The 15521-nt window shown below is 55.6% G+C and carries 12 protein-coding genes; 2 read left to right on the top strand and 10 right to left on the bottom strand.

Annotated elements, in window-relative coordinates:
- Nucleotides 1–19: 19 nt before the first annotated feature.
- Nucleotides 20–592 (bottom strand): flavin reductase family protein, encoded by a 573-nt coding sequence (locus ACQG19_RS13065; protein WP_029883348.1) that lies wholly within the window; start codon nucleotides 590–592, stop codon nucleotides 20–22.
- Between the two features lie 108 nt (nucleotides 593–700).
- On the opposite strand from ACQG19_RS13065, the gene nhoA reads away from it, so the two are divergent.
- The gene (gene nhoA, locus ACQG19_RS13060; RefSeq protein WP_222168421.1) at nucleotides 701–1546 is read left to right on the top strand and encodes an N-hydroxyarylamine O-acetyltransferase; all 846 of its coding nucleotides are present in this window, start codon (nucleotides 701–703) and stop codon (nucleotides 1544–1546) included.
- 79 nt (nucleotides 1547–1625) lie between these two features.
- Here nhoA and narI read toward each other — a convergent pair whose 3' ends face one another.
- The 6 genes from narI to ACQG19_RS13030 all read right to left on the bottom strand — a co-directional run bounded on the left by narI (nucleotide 1626) and on the right by ACQG19_RS13030 (nucleotide 10515).
- The gene (gene narI / locus ACQG19_RS13055) at nucleotides 1626–2306 is read right to left on the bottom strand and encodes a respiratory nitrate reductase subunit gamma (protein WP_014883923.1); all 681 of its coding nucleotides are present in this window, start codon (nucleotides 2304–2306) and stop codon (nucleotides 1626–1628) included.
- Nucleotides 2303–2998 carry a nitrate reductase molybdenum cofactor assembly chaperone gene (gene narW / locus ACQG19_RS13050; protein WP_222168420.1) on the bottom strand — a complete coding sequence of 232 codons (696 nt, stop codon included), beginning with the start codon at nucleotides 2996–2998 and terminating at the stop codon, nucleotides 2303–2305. The genes narI and narW overlap by 4 nt, the downstream gene beginning before the upstream one ends.
- On the bottom strand, nucleotides 2998–4542 hold the full coding sequence (gene narH, locus ACQG19_RS13045; RefSeq protein ID WP_048972815.1) for a nitrate reductase subunit beta: 1545 nt from the start codon (nucleotides 4540–4542) through the stop codon (nucleotides 2998–3000). The genes narW and narH overlap by 1 nt, the downstream gene beginning before the upstream one ends.
- Entirely contained in the window at nucleotides 4539–8279 is a 3741-nt protein-coding gene (locus tag ACQG19_RS13040) for a nitrate reductase subunit alpha (protein ID WP_246931718.1), read from the bottom strand. Before ACQG19_RS13040 ends, narH begins: the two co-directional genes overlap by 4 nt.
- Before the next feature lie 67 nt (nucleotides 8280–8346).
- Nucleotides 8347–9732: a NarK family nitrate/nitrite MFS transporter gene (locus ACQG19_RS13035; RefSeq protein WP_029883341.1), complete on the bottom strand. Its 1386-nt coding sequence runs from the start codon at nucleotides 9730–9732 to the stop codon at nucleotides 8347–8349.
- A gap of 207 nt (nucleotides 9733–9939) precedes the next feature.
- Nucleotides 9940–10515 (bottom strand): TetR family transcriptional regulator, encoded by a 576-nt coding sequence (locus tag ACQG19_RS13030; protein ID WP_045294179.1) that lies wholly within the window; start codon nucleotides 10513–10515, stop codon nucleotides 9940–9942.
- A gap of 116 nt (nucleotides 10516–10631) precedes the next feature.
- On the opposite strand from ACQG19_RS13030, the gene ACQG19_RS13025 reads away from it, so the two are divergent.
- Nucleotides 10632–12119 (top strand): MFS transporter, encoded by a 1488-nt coding sequence (locus ACQG19_RS13025; protein ID WP_222168418.1) that lies wholly within the window; start codon nucleotides 10632–10634, stop codon nucleotides 12117–12119.
- 62 nt (nucleotides 12120–12181) lie between these two features.
- On the opposite strand, the gene ACQG19_RS13020 is transcribed toward ACQG19_RS13025, so the two are convergent.
- From ACQG19_RS13020 to yddG, 3 genes are all read right to left on the bottom strand, one after another.
- Nucleotides 12182–12718, bottom strand: a complete 537-nt coding sequence (locus tag ACQG19_RS13020) for a dihydrofolate reductase family protein (RefSeq protein ID WP_246931722.1) — start codon at nucleotides 12716–12718, stop codon at nucleotides 12182–12184.
- A gap of 141 nt (nucleotides 12719–12859) precedes the next feature.
- A complete protein-coding gene (ompC, locus tag ACQG19_RS13015) occupies nucleotides 12860–13933 on the bottom strand; it encodes a porin OmpC (protein WP_013096520.1) in 1074 nt (357 codons plus the stop codon).
- Between the two features lie 625 nt (nucleotides 13934–14558).
- Nucleotides 14559–15437 carry an aromatic amino acid DMT transporter YddG gene (yddG, locus tag ACQG19_RS13010; protein WP_095427445.1) on the bottom strand — a complete coding sequence of 293 codons (879 nt, stop codon included), beginning with the start codon at nucleotides 15435–15437 and terminating at the stop codon, nucleotides 14559–14561.
- Nucleotides 15438–15521 lie beyond the last annotated feature (84 nt).

Below are 15521 nucleotides of genomic sequence, written 5' to 3'. Positions count from 1 at the left end.
CCGATGGGGGGAGGGTTTATCAATCCAGCGCCTTCACCATTTTCCCACTCGTCACAAACGTCCCGGCTCCCAGATGGTGCAGGGTATTCAGCTTATCCCCGTCAAACTGCCAGCGTCCGGCGACAAACGCGCGTTCATCGGCGGCGGCTGAAACCACTTCCCCGAACAGCGTATCGTACTTTTCTGCCGCGGATGTAACGGGTAATAACCGGCACTCCATCCACGCCAGACATTTCTCTTCAATGACGGGCAGGCCGAGTGCCGGACCGTTCACCACCGGGATGCCGTAGCAGTTGAATTTGTCTTCGTCGCGCCCGCTAACGCTACCCACCGCGTAGGTCCAGTTGGCGGCGGACACGCCGGGAATGACGATGCCAAATTGCCCACTGCGTTCAATCAGTTCACGCGACCAGGTGCTTTTATCCACCACAATGGCGATACGCGGTGGTTCAAACTCAACCGGCATCGACCACGCGGCAGCCATAACGTTACGCCTGTCCAGGGTTTCATCCCGACTGGTGATAAGCACGGTGGGACCATGGTTTAAAAGACGGCTGGCATGACGTAATTCAACAGGACGAAAGTGGTTCATAGGGTCTCCTCATCAATAACGATGAGTATGACGAAAAAGCACGGAAATCAAAGTGGACACGTAAAATTAGTTTATAAACAGAACATCACTGTTAAAGGAAACTGATGCATGTCCCCATTTCTGACTGCCTATTTCGCCCGCATCGGCTGGAAACAACCGGCTACTGTTGATATCGACACCTTGCGCGCGCTGCATTTACATCACAACTGTGCGATCCCGTTTGAGAATATCGATGTCGTTCTGCCGCGCGAAATACAGCTCGACGATCAAAGCCTTGTCAACAAACTGGTTAAGGCGCGTCGCGGGGGGTATTGCTTTGAACAAAATGGCTTGTTTGAGCGCGTGTTGCGCGAAGTTGGGTTTACGGTGCGCAGCGTGCTGGGACGTGTGGTATTAGCGAATCCACCGCAAATGCCGCCGCGCACGCATCGCCTGTTGCTCGTCGAACTAAACGGCGAACGCTGGATTGCCGACGTTGGGTTTGGCGGCCAGACGCTGACGGCATCGATTCGTCTGCTTGCCAACGAAGAGCAGGAGACGCCGCATGGGCTGTATCGTCTGCTGAGCGAGGGGAACGACTGGGTACTGCAATTCCGTCACCATGAGCACTGGCAGTCGATGTATCACTTTGACCTGACGACACAATATTTCAGTGATTACGTCATGGGGAATTTCTGGTCAGCGCACTGGCCGCAGTCCCATTTCCGCCATCATCTGCTGATGTGTCGCCATCTGCCTGACGGCGGCAAACTGACGCTGACCAACTTCAACTTTACCCATTGGCAAAAGGGCCATGTGGAGGAGCAAATCCATCTACCCGATGCTGCGGCGCTGTATCAGTTGATGCAGGAGCGCTTCGGGCTGGGTGTTGACGATCCGAAGCACGGTTTTTCCCTGGCAGAGTTGACGGCGGTGATGGCAGGGTTTGATACACATCCTCAGGCCGGGAAATAGCCCGGTGGCAGCTACGCCTTACCGGGCCGACAGGTGCTTGAACGTAGGTCGGGTAAGGCGCAGCCGCCACCCGACAAAATCAACGGCGCGATCTCACCACCTGATACCGACGGGTAAAATATTCAAACGGCGCGCTCCACACGTGTACCAGACGGGTGAACGGGAAGATAAGGAAGATTGTCATCCCCAGCACCAGATGAACGCGGAAGATGGGGGCAACGCCACTCAACATTTCCGATGAGCCGCCCTTAAACGTCACAATTCCCTGCGCCCAGCCGACCAGCTTCATCATCTCACTTCCGTCAGGATACTGGGCGGAGAAAGGAATAGTCGATAGCCCCAGAATGCACTGTATCAGCAGGATACTCATGATGATGATATCCGGCGTGGTGGAAGTGGCGCGCACCCGCTGGTTGAACAGGCGGCGAATCAGCAGCATGGACCCGCCAATCAACGTCAGCACGCCGCAAATCCCCCCTGCAATCATGGCTAACTGCTGCTTAACCGCGACGGGTAAAAACCAGGCATACATCCAGTGCGGGGTTAGCATGCCGAACAGGTGGCCGAAGAAAATCCCCAGGATCCCAATATGAAACAGGTTAGAGGCCCAGTTCATACCGCGTTTGCTGAGCATCTGGCTCGATGAGGCGCGCCAGGTGTATTGCCCGTAGTCGTAGCGCAACCAGCTGCCGAGGAAAAACACGGTGGCGCAGATGTAGGGGTAAATGTCATAGAAAAAGACGTTCAGGTAATGTGTCATTTTAGGCCTCCGGCGCTGACGTCCACATACTGCGGCGCGACGTCCTGGCTAAAGCGTCGTTGATAGTGCTGCATCGGCGAGCTGTCGCACGATGTGGCGTTGTCTTCGATAAACTTGACCTGTTCCTCTTCCCAGACGGCGTCCAGCGCCTGGCGGGTGTCATCGCGTTTCTCCGTGGCCACCTGTTTCGCCACGCTGTCGCTGGAAAGCCGCGTTCCGGCCAGCACCAGCAGGGCATCGAACAGCTGATAATGGGCCACGCCGCGCTGCTTCAAACGCCCGCCAATCAGCGCCAGGATAGGCGCGACGTTCTGCAATCCTTCGCGCGCCTCGTCGTCCGTAACGATACTGAGGTACTCCAGATAGAGCGGCAGATAGTCCGGCAGTTCGCGGCAGTCGAGCTGTAGCCCGGCTTTCTCATACTGGCCCATCAGGTCAACCATCGCCTGACCGCGATCGCGGGATTCAGCGTGAACATGCTCGAATAGCAGCAGCGACGTCGCGCGGCCACGCTCAAATACCTCGCACCACTCGGCCTGTTTATCCAGCAGCGGGGCGCTCAGGTGCTGACGGGCAAACGACAGCAGCATGGGTGCGTCCTGCTCAATGAGCGAAAGCGCTTCCTCGCGATTTTCCCACAGAGTCTCATCGGGATACTCAATCAGCAGCGCGATGATTTTGAGGATCTGCATTACTCTCCCTCCCCATGTTCGCGCACCTCGGTGATGTTGATGGCATCAATCCGGCTGCTGTTGAAGAGGTTAAATTTGGTGTCAGAGCCGTGGCAGCCGTCGCCAAAAGTGAAGCCGCAGCCGTTACGTTCCGGGAAGGCATCGCGCGCCATTTCACGGTGGCTGGTGGGGATCACGAAACGATCCTCATAGTTGGCGATGGCCAGATAGCGGTACATCTCTTCAACCTGTTCCACGGTAAGGCCTACCTCCTCAATCGCACGGGTGTCCGTGACGCCTTCTACCGTCTGGGAGCGCTTGTAGTGTCGCATCGCCATCATGCGTTTAAGGGCGCGCAGCACCGGGCCGGTATCCCCCGCGCTGAGCATGTTCGCCAGGTACTGCACCGGAATGCGCAAGCTCTCCACGGCAGGCAGGACGCCGTCGCTCTGTGGCAGGCCGCCTGCGTCAGCGTAGGACTGGATCGGTGACAGCGGCGGCACATACCAGACCATCGGCAGGGTGCGGTATTCCGGGTGCAGCGGCAGGGCCAGCTTCCAGTCCATCGCCATTTTGTAGACCGGGGAGCGCTGGGCCGCATCAATCACGTTCTGCGGAATACCCTGTTTCAGCGCTTCTTCAATCACCGCCGGGTCGTTCGGGTTGAGGAACACGTCGCACTGGCGTTCGTAGAGATCGGTTTCATGCTCGGTGCTGGCGGCCTCCTCAATACGGTCCGCGTCATACAGCAGCACGCCGAGATAGCGGATGCGCCCGACGCAGGTTTCCGAGCAGACGGTCGGCTGGCCGGATTCAATGCGCGGGTAGCAGAAGATGCATTTTTCTGACTTGCCGCTCTTCCAGTTGAAGTAGATCTTTTTGTACGGACAACCGCTGATGCACAGACGCCAGCCGCGGCATTTGTCCTGATCAATCAGCACAATGCCGTCCTCTTCGCGCTTGTAAATGGCGCCGCTCGGGCAGGTGGCGACGCAGCTTGGGTTCAGGCAGTGCTCGCACAGGCGCGGCAGGTACATCATGAAGGTGTTTTCAAACTGGCCGTACATCTCTTTCTGGATCTTCTGGAAGTTACGGTCGCGGGCGCGTTTTTCGAATTCGCCGCCCAGCAGCTCCTCCCAGTTGGGTCCCCAGACGATTTTATCCATCCGCTTGCCGTCAATCAGCGAGCGCGGGCGAGCGGTAGGGAGGTGATCCCCCTCCGGCGCGCGGTGCAGGTCCTGATAGTCAAAGGTAAAGGGCTCATAGTAATCGTCAATCTGCGGCATGACGGGGTTAGAAAATATTTTCGACAGCACCCCCATTTTGCCGCCGAGACGCGGCGTCAGCTTACCGTGAATACCGCGGATCCAGCCGCCTTGCCACTCTTCCTGATCTTCCCAGTTTTTCGGGTAGCCGATCCCCGGTTTGGTTTCGACGTTGTTAAACCATGCATACTCCATCCCTTCACGCCCGGTCCAGACGTTTTTACAGGTGACCGAGCAGGTGTGGCAGCCAATGCATTTATCGAGATTCAGTACCATGCCAACCTGTGAACGTATTTTCATTTTTTCGTCTCCTGTACCTGATCCCGACCTTCGCCATCCAGCCAGTTAATGTTTTTCATTTTGCGGATCATAATGAACTCGTCGCGGTTGGAGCCAACGGTGCCGTAATAGTTGAAGCCGTAAGCCAACTGCGCGTAACCGCCAATCATGTGCGTCGGTTTCGGGCAGACGCGGGTCACCGAGTTATGAATACCGCCGCGCCGTCCGGTCACCTCGGAACCCGGAATGTTAAGAATGCGCTCCTGGGCGTGGTACATCATGGTCATACCCGGCGGCACGCGCTGGCTGACCACCGCGCGGGCGGTGAGGGCGCCGTTGGCGTTGAAGGCTTCAATCCAGTCGTTGTCCTCAATGCCCAGCTCACGCGCGTCGGTTTCACTGATCCAGACAATCGGCCCGCCTCGCGACAGGGTCTGCATCAGCAGGTTTTCGCTGTAGGTAGAGTGGATGCCCCATTTCTGGTGCGGCGTCAGGAAGTTGAGCGCTTTTTCCGGGAAGCCGTTCGGCGGGATCTCGCGCATATGGCTGACGCTGCGGGTATCAATCGGCGGACGGTAAGCCACCAGACTTTCGCCGAAGGCGCGCATCCATGGGTGATCCTGATACAGCTGCTGACGGCCGGAGAGGGTGCGCCACGGGATCAGCTCGTGAACGTTGGTATAACCCGCGTTGTAGGAGACATGCTCGCTTTCCAGACCGGACCAGGTCGGGCTGGAGATGATTTTACGCGGCTGCGCCTGAATATCGCGGAAGCGGATTTTTTCATCTTCTTTATTCAGCGCCAGGTGGGTGTGGTCGCGTCCGGTCAGTTCGCCCAGCGCCTCCCACGCCTTCACTGCCACCTGACCGTTGGTTTCCGGTGCCAGCGCGAGGATCACTTCGGCGGCATCAATGGCCGTCTCGATACGCGGACGGCCTTTCGCCGGACCGTCGAGCTTGACGTAGTTCAGCTTGCCGAGGAACTCGACCTCGTTTTGCGTGTTCCACGAGATCCCTTTCCCGCCGTTGCCGAGCTTGTCCAGCAAGGGGCCGAGGGAGGTAAAGCGCTCCCAGGTTTCCGGGTAGTTACGCTCGACGACCGCAATGTTCGGCGCGGTTTTGCCGGGGATCAGATCGCATTCGCCTTTGCGCCAGTCCTGAATATCAAACGGCTGGGACAGTTCCGCCGGGGAGTCGTGCTGCAGAGGCTGCAACACGACGTCCGTTTCCGTACCAAGATGGCCGACGCACACGTCAGAGAAAACTTTGGCGATGCCTTTGTAAATCTCCCAGTCGCTGCGCGATTCCCACGCCGGGTCGACGGCGGCAGACAGCGGATGAATAAACGGATGCATGTCGGAGGTGTTCATGTCGTCCTTTTCATACCAGGTGGCGGTGGGCAGGACGATGTCAGAGAACAGGCAGGTGCTGGACATACGGAAATCGAGCGTTACCAGCAGGTCGAGTTTGCCCTCAATGGCGTTAGTCTGCCAGTCGACCTCTTCAGGCTTCACGTCATCGGTCGAGCCTAAATCTTCTCCCTGGATCCCGCTTTCGGTGCCGAGCAAATACTTGAGCATGTACTCGTGGCCTTTGCCGGAGGAGCCAAGCAGGTTCGAGCGCCAGACAAACAGATTGCGCGGGTGGTTTTTACCGCTGTCGGGCTGCTCGCAGGCGAAGCGGATATCGCCCGATTTCAACGCCTGAACGGTGTACTCCTGCGGCGACAGGCCTGCTGCCTCAGCGCGGGCTTTGATGTGCAGCGGGTTGAGGTTGAGCTGCGGCGCCGACGGCAGCCAGCCCATACGCTCGGCGCGGACGTTGAAGTCGATCAGGTGACCGGTGAATCGGGATGCATCCGCCAGCGGAGAAAGCAGCTCCTGCGCTGTCAGCTTCTCATAGCGCCACTGGCTGGCGTGGTTGTAAAAGAATGAGGTGCTGTTCATCTGGCGCGGCGGGCGGTTCCAGTCCAGCGCGAAGGCCAGCGGCAGCCAGCCGGTTTGCGGACGCAGCTTCTCCTGGCCCACGTAGTGCGACCAGCCACCGCCGCTTTGGCCTACGCAGCCGCAGAAGACCAGCATGTTGATCATGCCCCGGTAGTTCATGTCCATGTGGTACCAGTGGTTTACCCCGGCACCGAGAATGATCATCGAGCGTCCATGCGTTTTGTGCGCCGTGTCGGCAAACTCACGGGCAATTTTTTCAATCAGATACGCGGGGACACCGGTGATCTGTTCGCCCCAGGCCGGTGTATACGCTTTGATCTCACCATAATTTTCAGCCGCGTTACTGTCTTCCAGACCACGATCGAGACCGTAGTTGGCAAGCACCAGATCGTACACGCTGACCACATGTTTCTGGCTGCCATCGGCAAGCGTCAGGGTTTTACTTGGCACGCGGCGGGTCAGCACCGGCTCCTGCTTCACGCTGCGAAAATGCGGATTCTCATTGCCGCCAAAGTAGGGGAAGGCGACATCCGCCACGCTGTCGTGGGTGATCAGCAGGGAAAGGGTCAACTCCGTTTCCTGACCCGCAGCCAGCGATTCCAGGTTCCATTTGCCTTTTTCGCCCCAGCGGAAGCCAATGGAACCGTTAGGAACCACCAGATTACCGGCAATATCAAAGGCGACGGTTTTCCACTCCGGGTTGTTGGCTTCGCCCAGCCCGTCAACAAGGTCGGACGCCCGCAGCATGCGTCCCGGCACCAGACGACCATCGGCCTGCTCATCCAGCAGAACCAGCATCGGCATGTCGGTGTAGCGGCGGCAGTAGTTGAGGAAGTAGTCGCTTGGGTTATCGAGGTGGAACTCTTTGAGGATCACATGTCCCATGGCCATCGCCAGCGCGCTGTCGGTCCCCTGTTTGGGGGCGAGCCACTGGTCGCTCAGTTTGGCAACTTCTGAGAAGTCCGGCGTGATGGCAACGGTTTTGGTCCCTTTATAACGAACCTCGGTAAAGAAATGGGCGTCGGGGGTGCGCGTCTGGGGAACGTTAGAGCCCCAGGCGATGATATAGCTGGAGTTGTACCAGTCGGCGGACTCCGGCACGTCGGTCTGCTCGCCCCAGGTCATGGGCGAGGCGGGAGGCAGGTCGCAATACCAGTCATAGAAACTCAGGCAGGTACCGCCGAGCAGAGAGAGATAGCGGGTACCGGCAGCGTAAGAGACCATCGACATCGCCGGAATAGGCGAGAAACCGGCCACGCGGTCCGGGCCGTAATTTTTGATGGTCCAGACGTTGGCGGCGGCAATCAGCTGGTTCAGCTCTTTCCAGTTCGAGCGGATAAACCCGCCTTTACCGCGTGCCTGTCGGTAGCTCTGCGCTTTTTGCGGATCGTTTTGAATGGCATCCCAGGCGAGTACCGGGTCGCTGTGCTGCGTCAGCGCCTCGCGCCAGAGTTCAATCAGCCTGCGGCGCACCAGCGGATATTTGAGGCGGTTGGCGCTGTAGAGATACCAGGAGTAGCTTGCGCCGCGTGGGCAACCGCGTGGCTCATGGTTAGGCAGGTCCGGGCGAGTGCGGGGGTAATCGGTCTGCTGGGTTTCCCAGGTCACCAGTCCGTTTTTGACATAAATCTTCCAGCTGCAGGAGCCGGTACAGTTCACGCCGTGGGTGGAGCGCACAATCTTGTCGAACTGCCAGCGCTGGCGGTAGCTGTCTTCCCAGTCCCGGTTGGTGTGATACACCTGCCCGTGCCCATCGGCGAAACTGTCGCCTTTTGTTTTGAAGTAACGAAAGCGGTCCAGCAGTTTGCTCATGACATTTCTCCTGCTTCGATAGCATGGCCGGAGGGTGCTGCATCACGCTCCGGCGAAGATGTAGTTATTATTTTTGTGAGGATTTACGGCCGTACACCAGCCAGGTGACGAGCACGCAGACGATGTAAAACACGAGGAAGACTTTCATGGCGCCGACCGGCGATCCGGTCATTGCCAGCGAGGTGCCGAAGGCTTTAGGGATAAAAAATCCGCCTACTGCGCCAATGGCAGAGATAAAGCCCAGCGCGGCAGCGGTGTCCGTCACGGCTTCATGCTGCGCCTGTTCATCGGTGCCACCTTGCTTCCTCACCCGGTCGATGGTGATTTGGCGAAAGATAATCGCAATCATCTGGAAGGTTGAGCCGCTGCCCAGCCCGGCGGTGAGGAACAGCCCCATAAAGACCAGATAAAACGCGACAAAGCTGCCGGAGCCCGAGCCGGGCAGGGTCAGGAAGATCAGGGCGCTAAAGATGGCCATAAAGACAAAGTTGATGAGCGTGACGCGCACGCCGCCCAGCCTGTCGGAGATCATCCCGCCCGCTGAACGCGCCAGCGCACCAATCAGGGGGCCAAAGAAGGCAAGGTGAAGAATGTTAACGTCCGGAAACTGGGTTTTCGACAGCATGGCAAAGCCTGCCGAGAAACCGATAAACGAGCCGAAGGTCGCCAGATAGAGCAGGCTCAGCAGCCAGAGATGAAACCGCTTAAGCACAGGAAGCTGGCTGGCGATAGAGGCTTTTGAGCTGGCGATATCGTTCATGCCAATAAACGCCGCAATTGTTGCCAGCAGCAGAAGCGGAGCCCAGATCCAGGCGGCATTCGCCAGCCACATGGTGGACCCGTCCTCCAGAGGCACACCGTTTACCCCCAGAAAGGTGAACATCGGCAGAAAAATGACCAGTGGCGCAATCAACTGCATCACGCTGACGCCCAGGTTTCCCAGCCCGCCGTTGATTCCCAGCGCGCTACCCTGTCTGGATTTCGGGAAGAAAAAGCTGATATTCCCCATGCTGGAGGCAAAGTTAGCGCCCGCAAATCCGCAGAGCAGGGCAATGACGATAAAGACCCAATAAGGCGTCGCGGTGTTCTGAATGGCAATCCCCAGCCAGACGCAGGGGATAATCAGGATCACGGTGCTCAATACTGTCCAGTTACGTCCGCCAAATATCGGCACCATAAAAGAGTAGGGGACACGCAATATTGCGCCGGAGAGAGAAGGTAATGCCGTTAGCATAAAAAGCTGATCGGTAGTGAAATTAAATCCGACTTTATTGAGGTTAACCGCAATGGCACTAAATAACATCCAGACGCAAAAGGCCAATAGCAGGCAAGCCACAGAAATCCATAGGTTTCTTCGCGCGATATGTTTGCCTTTATTCTCCCAGAATTGCGGATTTTCCGGTTTCCAGTTACTTAAAAGATGGTGATGACTTTTCTCACTTTGTTGTGACATATCGCCCTCTTGCTTACCCAAATGAAGATAATAAATAAGTAAAAACAGCTAGATATGAGAAGGTCTGGTATTGTGGTTATTGGAAGTATTGAGATACATCTGAAAGGATAGATAAAAAAGCGAACCCCAGAGTTTGGAAATGAAATAGGGGTTCGCCTAATGTGTTACTAATTGTAACGGTGGGATTTAATTACTCAGAAGGGAGTATTAAAACAACTCCAGAGAAATTAATTTATCAAGATGATTATTAAACGCAGCGTCATCCATTTCAGGCATGTTTAATAGATATATGCCGTCAAGGCCACACACCAGGCCAATTAAACGCCAGGCAATACTTGCTGCCGGGTCTCCGGAACGGAATACGCCTGCATTCCTGCCAGCTTCAATAAGGGCAACCGTTTCCTGATGCCACATCTCCATTGTCAGCACATACGCGCCCTTGATCTCCGCGTCGCGGGTTGCGAGGATTTGCGCTTCTCGCCAGAGGCGAATGTAGGGTTCAAACCTGCCGTCATCGCTGCCGAGCATGGCATGTAAACGTGCCCGCCAGCTGGCGTGTTCCCCGAGCACATCCGCATCCAGCAGTTCGCGGATCAGCCGGATAAAGGCCAGCGATTTTAACTCACCGCCGGAGGTGAAATGGTGATGCACTTGCCCGGTAGCGACACCGGCTTCGGACGCGATGCGGCGCACCGTCATGGCGGAAAATCCCTCGGCCAGCGCCACGCGCATAGCGGCCTGTAAGATCTCTTCCCGTCTTTCATCCCTGGTCAGATAACCCATTTTCTCTCACTCTTAAATAGCAATGAAACGAGTGTAACAAAGAGCTGGACAAGTGTTCAACATTCCGTAGGATCGCATTCTGGACATGTGTCCATTTTTATATAAAAAGGAAATTTATGTTTCGTCAGTGGTTAGCGTTAGTGATTATCGTGCTGGTGTATATCCCGGTGGCGATTGACGCGACGGTGCTGCACGTGGCGGCGCCGACATTGAGCATGACGCTGGGCGCCAGCGGTAACGAATTATTGTGGATCATCGATATCTACTCGCTGGTGATGGCGGGTATGGTGTTGCCAATGGGCGCGCTCGGCGACCGCATCGGTTTTAAACGGCTGCTGATGCTTGGCAGCACGCTGTTTGGCCTGTCATCGCTGGCGGCGGCCTTTGCCCCCTCTGCGGGCTGGCTGATTGCCGCGCGCGCCTCGCTGGCAATTGGCGCGGCAATGATCATACCGGCAACCCTTGCGGGTATACGCACCTTGTTTATTAACGCGCGGGATCGCAACATCGCGCTTGGCGTCTGGGCCGCGGTCGGGTCCGGCGGGGCGGCGTTTGGCCCGCTGATGGGCGGTATGCTGCTGGAGCATTTTTACTGGGGATCGGTCTTTTTGATCAACGTGCCGATTGTGCTGGTGGTGGTGTCGCTGGCCGCGGTCTATGTTCCGCGTCAGCAAGGGCGCCCGGAGCAGCCGCTAAATATTAGCCATGCCGTCATGCTGATTGTGGCAATTTTGCTGCTGGTCTACAGCGCCAAAACCGCGCTGAAAGGCGGGCTTTCACCATGGCTGGTGGCCTGTACGCTGCTCACCGGCGCGGTATTGCTGTTTATCTTCGTGCGTATTCAGCTTCGCGCCCGTGTGCCGATGATCGACATGCGCCTGTTTTGCCATCGCATCATTTTAAGTGGGGTGGTGATGGCGATGACCGCCATGATCGCCCTGGTGGGGTATGAATTGTTGATGGCCCAGGAGCTGCAGTTTGTGCATGGCTTTACCCCGTTTGAAGCGGGCATGTTCATGCTGCCGCTCATGGTCGCCAGCGGGTTCAGCGGCCCGATTGCCGGGATACTGGTTGGTCGTCTGGGGCTGCGCATGGTAGCGGCAGGCGGAATGGGGCTGAGCGCCGTCAGCTTTATTGGCCTGTCGATGCTCGACTTCAGCACGCAGCAGTGGCAGGCGTGGTGCCTGATGGTGCTGCTTGGCTTCAGTGCGGCGAGTGCGCTGCTGGCCTCCACCTCGGCAATCATGGCGGCGGCGCCGAAAGAGAAAGCCGCCGCTGCCGGGGCGATTGAAACCATGTCCTACGAACTGGGCGCGGGCCTGGGGATCGCGATATTTGGTCTGTTGCTGACCCGCAGCTTCTCGGCGTCGATTGAACTACCGCAGGGCTTACCTTCAACGCTGGCTGATAAAGCCTCGTCATCCATTGGCGAAGCGATGAAGGTCGCGCAGGATCTCAGTCCGGCGCTCGGTGAAACCGTCATTGAGGCGGCAAAAACGGCGTTTATCACGTCGCACAGCGTGGCGTTAGGCAGCGCCGGTGGGATGTTATTGCTGCTGGCGATTGGGATTTGGTTTAGCCTGGCGAACGCGCCGCAACAGTAAATGCAAGCCCGAAGGCGCTGCACCTTCGGGCTTTTCACTTCTTCTTCAGCGGCGCGGTGTCGTTATCGCGTCAGCCGATAGTGCGATTGCACCAGACCCGACGGGAAGCTGCGGGTGGATAAAAGCATTAAATCGATATCCCGGGGCAGCGAGCCGAACAGTGGCTTGCCTGAGCCGATCAGGACAGGAACAGTGGTGATAACCATATCGGCCACCAGTCCTTCGCGCAGAAACGACTGGATCACCTGTCCGCCATCAATATAGACGCGGTGTGCGTTCTGCGCCGCCAGCTCAGCAAGCGCTTCCTTTGGGGTACAGCGGGAGAACTGCACTTTACCTTTCAGCGCCTCGGGCACCTCGGTGTCAGCCAGCTGACTGGAGAGCACCAGCACGGGTCGGTTATAGGGCCATTGGTCAAAGGTCAGCACTTTCTCATAGCTTCCCCGGCCCATCACAATCCAGTCTTTGTCGGCAATGAACGCATCATAACCATGATCTTCCGTTGGATCATCGCGCTGGAGTAGCCAGCCGATATCGCCATCCTGGCGGGCAATGTAGCCATCAAGACTGACAGCGATAAAAACGTGGGTGGTAATCATCGAGGGCTCCCTGTTCAGGCTGTGACGTTAGGACAGTGACGACAGAGCAGTATACCGGAACCAGGGGATGACGATCAGGGGAGCGGGCAGAGGGGCAAAAAAAAGCCAGCCGCAGGGGCTGGCTTTCTGGTGTGACAAATCTTAGAACTGGTAGGTCAGACCTACAGCAACGATATTGTCGGTAGCGATTTTAGCGTCTTTGGTGAACGCATTGTCGTCCAGCAGGTTGATTTTGTAATCAACATAGGTGGACATGTTTTTGTTGAAGTAGTAGCTCGCGCCAACGTCAACGTATTCCACCAGATCCTGGTCGCCGTAAGAACCGATGTCTTTACCTTTGGATTTCAGGTAAGCGATGGACGGACGCAGACCGAAGTCGAACTGGTACTGAGCCACAACTTCGAAGTTCTGTGCTTTGTTTGCAACGTGACCGTCACCGAAAGCTGTCATGTTACGGGTTTCAGAGTAGGTGGTTGCCAGGTAGATGTTGTTCGCATCGTACTTCAGACCGGCTGCCCATACTTCTGCGTTCTCGCCACCTGCGTTCAGGTCGCTTGCTGCACGAACCTGACGGTCAGTACGGTCAGATTTCGCGTAGGTTGCACCCGCTGCGAAGCCGTCGAATTCATAGGTAGAAGAGAGACCCCAGCCGTCACCGTTAGATTCGGTGATGTCGTTACGGTCGTTTTTACCCTGGTACTGAGCGGCAACGTTCAGACCGTCAACCAGACCGAAGAAGTCGGTGTTACGGTAAGTCGCGACGCCAGTTGTACGGCCAGTCATAAAGCCATCAGTCTGGGTCCAGGTATCGCCACCAAATTCTGGCAGAACGTCAGTCCATGCGCCGATGTCGTACGCCACGCCGTAGTTACGGCCGTAGTCGAAGGAACCGAATTCGTTGAATTTCAGACCTGCGAACGCCAGACGCGTTTTGTTACCGTCAGCACCCTGGGATTCAGAGCGGTTGCCCTTGAACTCATATTCCCACTGGCCATAACCGGTCATCTGGTCATTGATCTGAGTTTCGCCTTTGAAGCCCAGACGAACGTAGGTTTTGTCGCCGTCGTTGTCAGTATCATCAGAAAAATAGTGCAGACCTGTGACTTTACCGTACAGATCCAGCTTGTTACCGTCTTTGTTAAAAACTTCAGCCGCGTTTACAACGCCTGCTGCCAACATGGAAGTGACCGCCACTGCAACTAATTTAAGTTTCATCTTAAATATTCCTTATAATTTTCTTGGGTATTTCCTGAACCACTTCGAACGATTTCCAAACGAGGCTGTTCGTCAATGGCAAGCTATTTTTAAAAATCTTGTAGCCTGCTTTCAATAATAAGTTTCAAAATATTAAAGATAATTTCAATTAGTGTGATCGTGATCGGGTAAATTTCAGATTTAACGAATAAATTGCCTGAAAATTATGCATTTTGTGCGCGTTTTACCGCCATTTTCGTTGCGGGGAATATAATTATTACCATTTTTATTTCATGGCGTTAATTATCGTTTTTTTCGTGCTTTTGCAATCGTCGATGAAATTTATATGCATTAAAATCAGTGGCTTATAAGATTAATCGCACTTTGATTTCGATGTGTGAAGTGAATGTTTTGCAGTGAATTATATTATTTCATGCTTTTTCTGACGTGACTGTTTGCTATGCAGTTATTACGTTCCGGTGTCAGTTTATGTCAATTTGCGCGCCATATCTTTACGAACGAGAGTTAATATAAACAGAAACTAAACCGCTTTCTATTATTTTGCTAAAGAGTGAATGGGCGATCACATTTTAAATTTATGTTAATTATGTGGCCGGGTTGTAATTAACCCGGCATCAGGAAAAGATTATTTTCGTGTGGCGTACCAGCACAGCAAAGAACCCACACAGACCATGATGGCGCCTTGCCAGAAGGAGAAGGAAAGTGGGGCGCTCAACAACAGCGCCGCCAGCGCAGCGGATAAGACCGGGGTAAAATAGGACACGGCTGCCAGCACCGTGACGTTACCGTGAAGGATCCCAATATTCCACGACGCATAGCCCAGCCCCAGTGCGACGCCGCACATGAGTAATTTCACCACCACCGGAACGCTGAACACCATTTCCGGTTGATCGCTTAGGGTATATTTCACCCACAAACTCAGCGCGGTAAGCAACACAAAGAGCGTGATCCCGTTTTGTCCTTTGGCATATTTACTGGTTACCGTGCAGTACGCCGCCCAGATAAACGCGCCGGCAAATGCAAGGGCATAGCTGAGGGGGCTGGAGACAACATTGCGGATAATCTCATTCACCTGCAACCCCTGTTCGCCGCCCAATACCCAGCACACACCGAGTAAAGAGAGGGCTAATCCGGGGATCACCCACAGGGACGATTTCTGCCCGTTAAACAAAATGGCAAACACAATGGTCAGACTTGGCCAGAGATAATTCACCATGCCGACTTCAATCGCCTGTGAACGCGTAGCCGCATACCCTAACGACAGCGCCAGACAAATTTCGTAGCTCACAAACAGGAGGCTGCCGGCAATAAGATAGCCGGGAGTGAAGCGCCGGATTTGAGGAAATCCTACCGTCACCAGACAGAGTAAGCCGCTGACGGTATAGATCATGGCGGCACCCCCCACAGGCCCAAGCCCTTCACTCACGCTGCGAATGAGCCCCACCATGGTACTCCATAACAAGATTGCTGCCAGCCCAATCAGCGTTGCTCTTTTTCTGTCCATATCCTTGCCATTACTCTCAAAACCAAAGGCAAAACTTATAGCACCGATCGCGCCCCGGTCGCGAATTATTCTCTTAAGCCGTTA

The organism is Enterobacter cloacae complex sp. 277I4, assembly GCF_050031465.1.
Taxonomy (GTDB): domain Bacteria; phylum Pseudomonadota; class Gammaproteobacteria; order Enterobacterales; family Enterobacteriaceae; genus Enterobacter; species Enterobacter cloacae.
The sequence above is the reverse complement of the archived record's forward strand: the minus strand, read 5'-3'. Positions and strand labels throughout refer to the sequence as shown.

Bases quoted from the DNA above. Each gene is read 5' to 3' on its own strand.
- narI (WP_014883923.1), bottom strand. From the start codon at position 2,306: ATGACACATTACCTGAACGTCTTTTTCTATGACATTTACCCCTACATC.
- ACQG19_RS13030 (WP_045294179.1), bottom strand. From the start codon at position 10,515: ATGGGTTATCTGACCAGGGATGAAAGACGGGAAGAGATCTTACAGGCC.
- ompC (WP_013096520.1), bottom strand. From the start codon at position 13,933: ATGAAACTTAAATTAGTTGCAGTGGCGGTCACTTCCATGTTGGCAGCA.
- narH (WP_048972815.1), bottom strand. From the start codon at position 4,542: ATGAAAATACGTTCACAGGTTGGCATGGTACTGAATCTCGATAAATGC.
- ACQG19_RS13025 (WP_222168418.1), top strand. From the start codon at position 10,632: ATGTTTCGTCAGTGGTTAGCGTTAGTGATTATCGTGCTGGTGTATATC.
- ACQG19_RS13020 (WP_246931722.1), bottom strand. From the start codon at position 12,718: ATGATTACCACCCACGTTTTTATCGCTGTCAGTCTTGATGGCTACATT.
- ACQG19_RS13035 (WP_029883341.1), bottom strand. From the start codon at position 9,732: ATGTCACAACAAAGTGAGAAAAGTCATCACCATCTTTTAAGTAACTGG.
- ACQG19_RS13065 (WP_029883348.1), bottom strand. From the start codon at position 592: ATGAACCACTTTCGTCCTGTTGAATTACGTCATGCCAGCCGTCTTTTA.
- narW (WP_222168420.1), bottom strand. From the start codon at position 2,998: ATGCAGATCCTCAAAATCATCGCGCTGCTGATTGAGTATCCCGATGAG.
- nhoA (WP_222168421.1), top strand. From the start codon at position 701: ATGTCCCCATTTCTGACTGCCTATTTCGCCCGCATCGGCTGGAAACAA.
- ACQG19_RS13040 (WP_246931718.1), bottom strand. From the start codon at position 8,279: ATGAGCAAACTGCTGGACCGCTTTCGTTACTTCAAAACAAAAGGCGAC.
- yddG (WP_095427445.1), bottom strand. From the start codon at position 15,437: ATGGACAGAAAAAGAGCAACGCTGATTGGGCTGGCAGCAATCTTGTTA.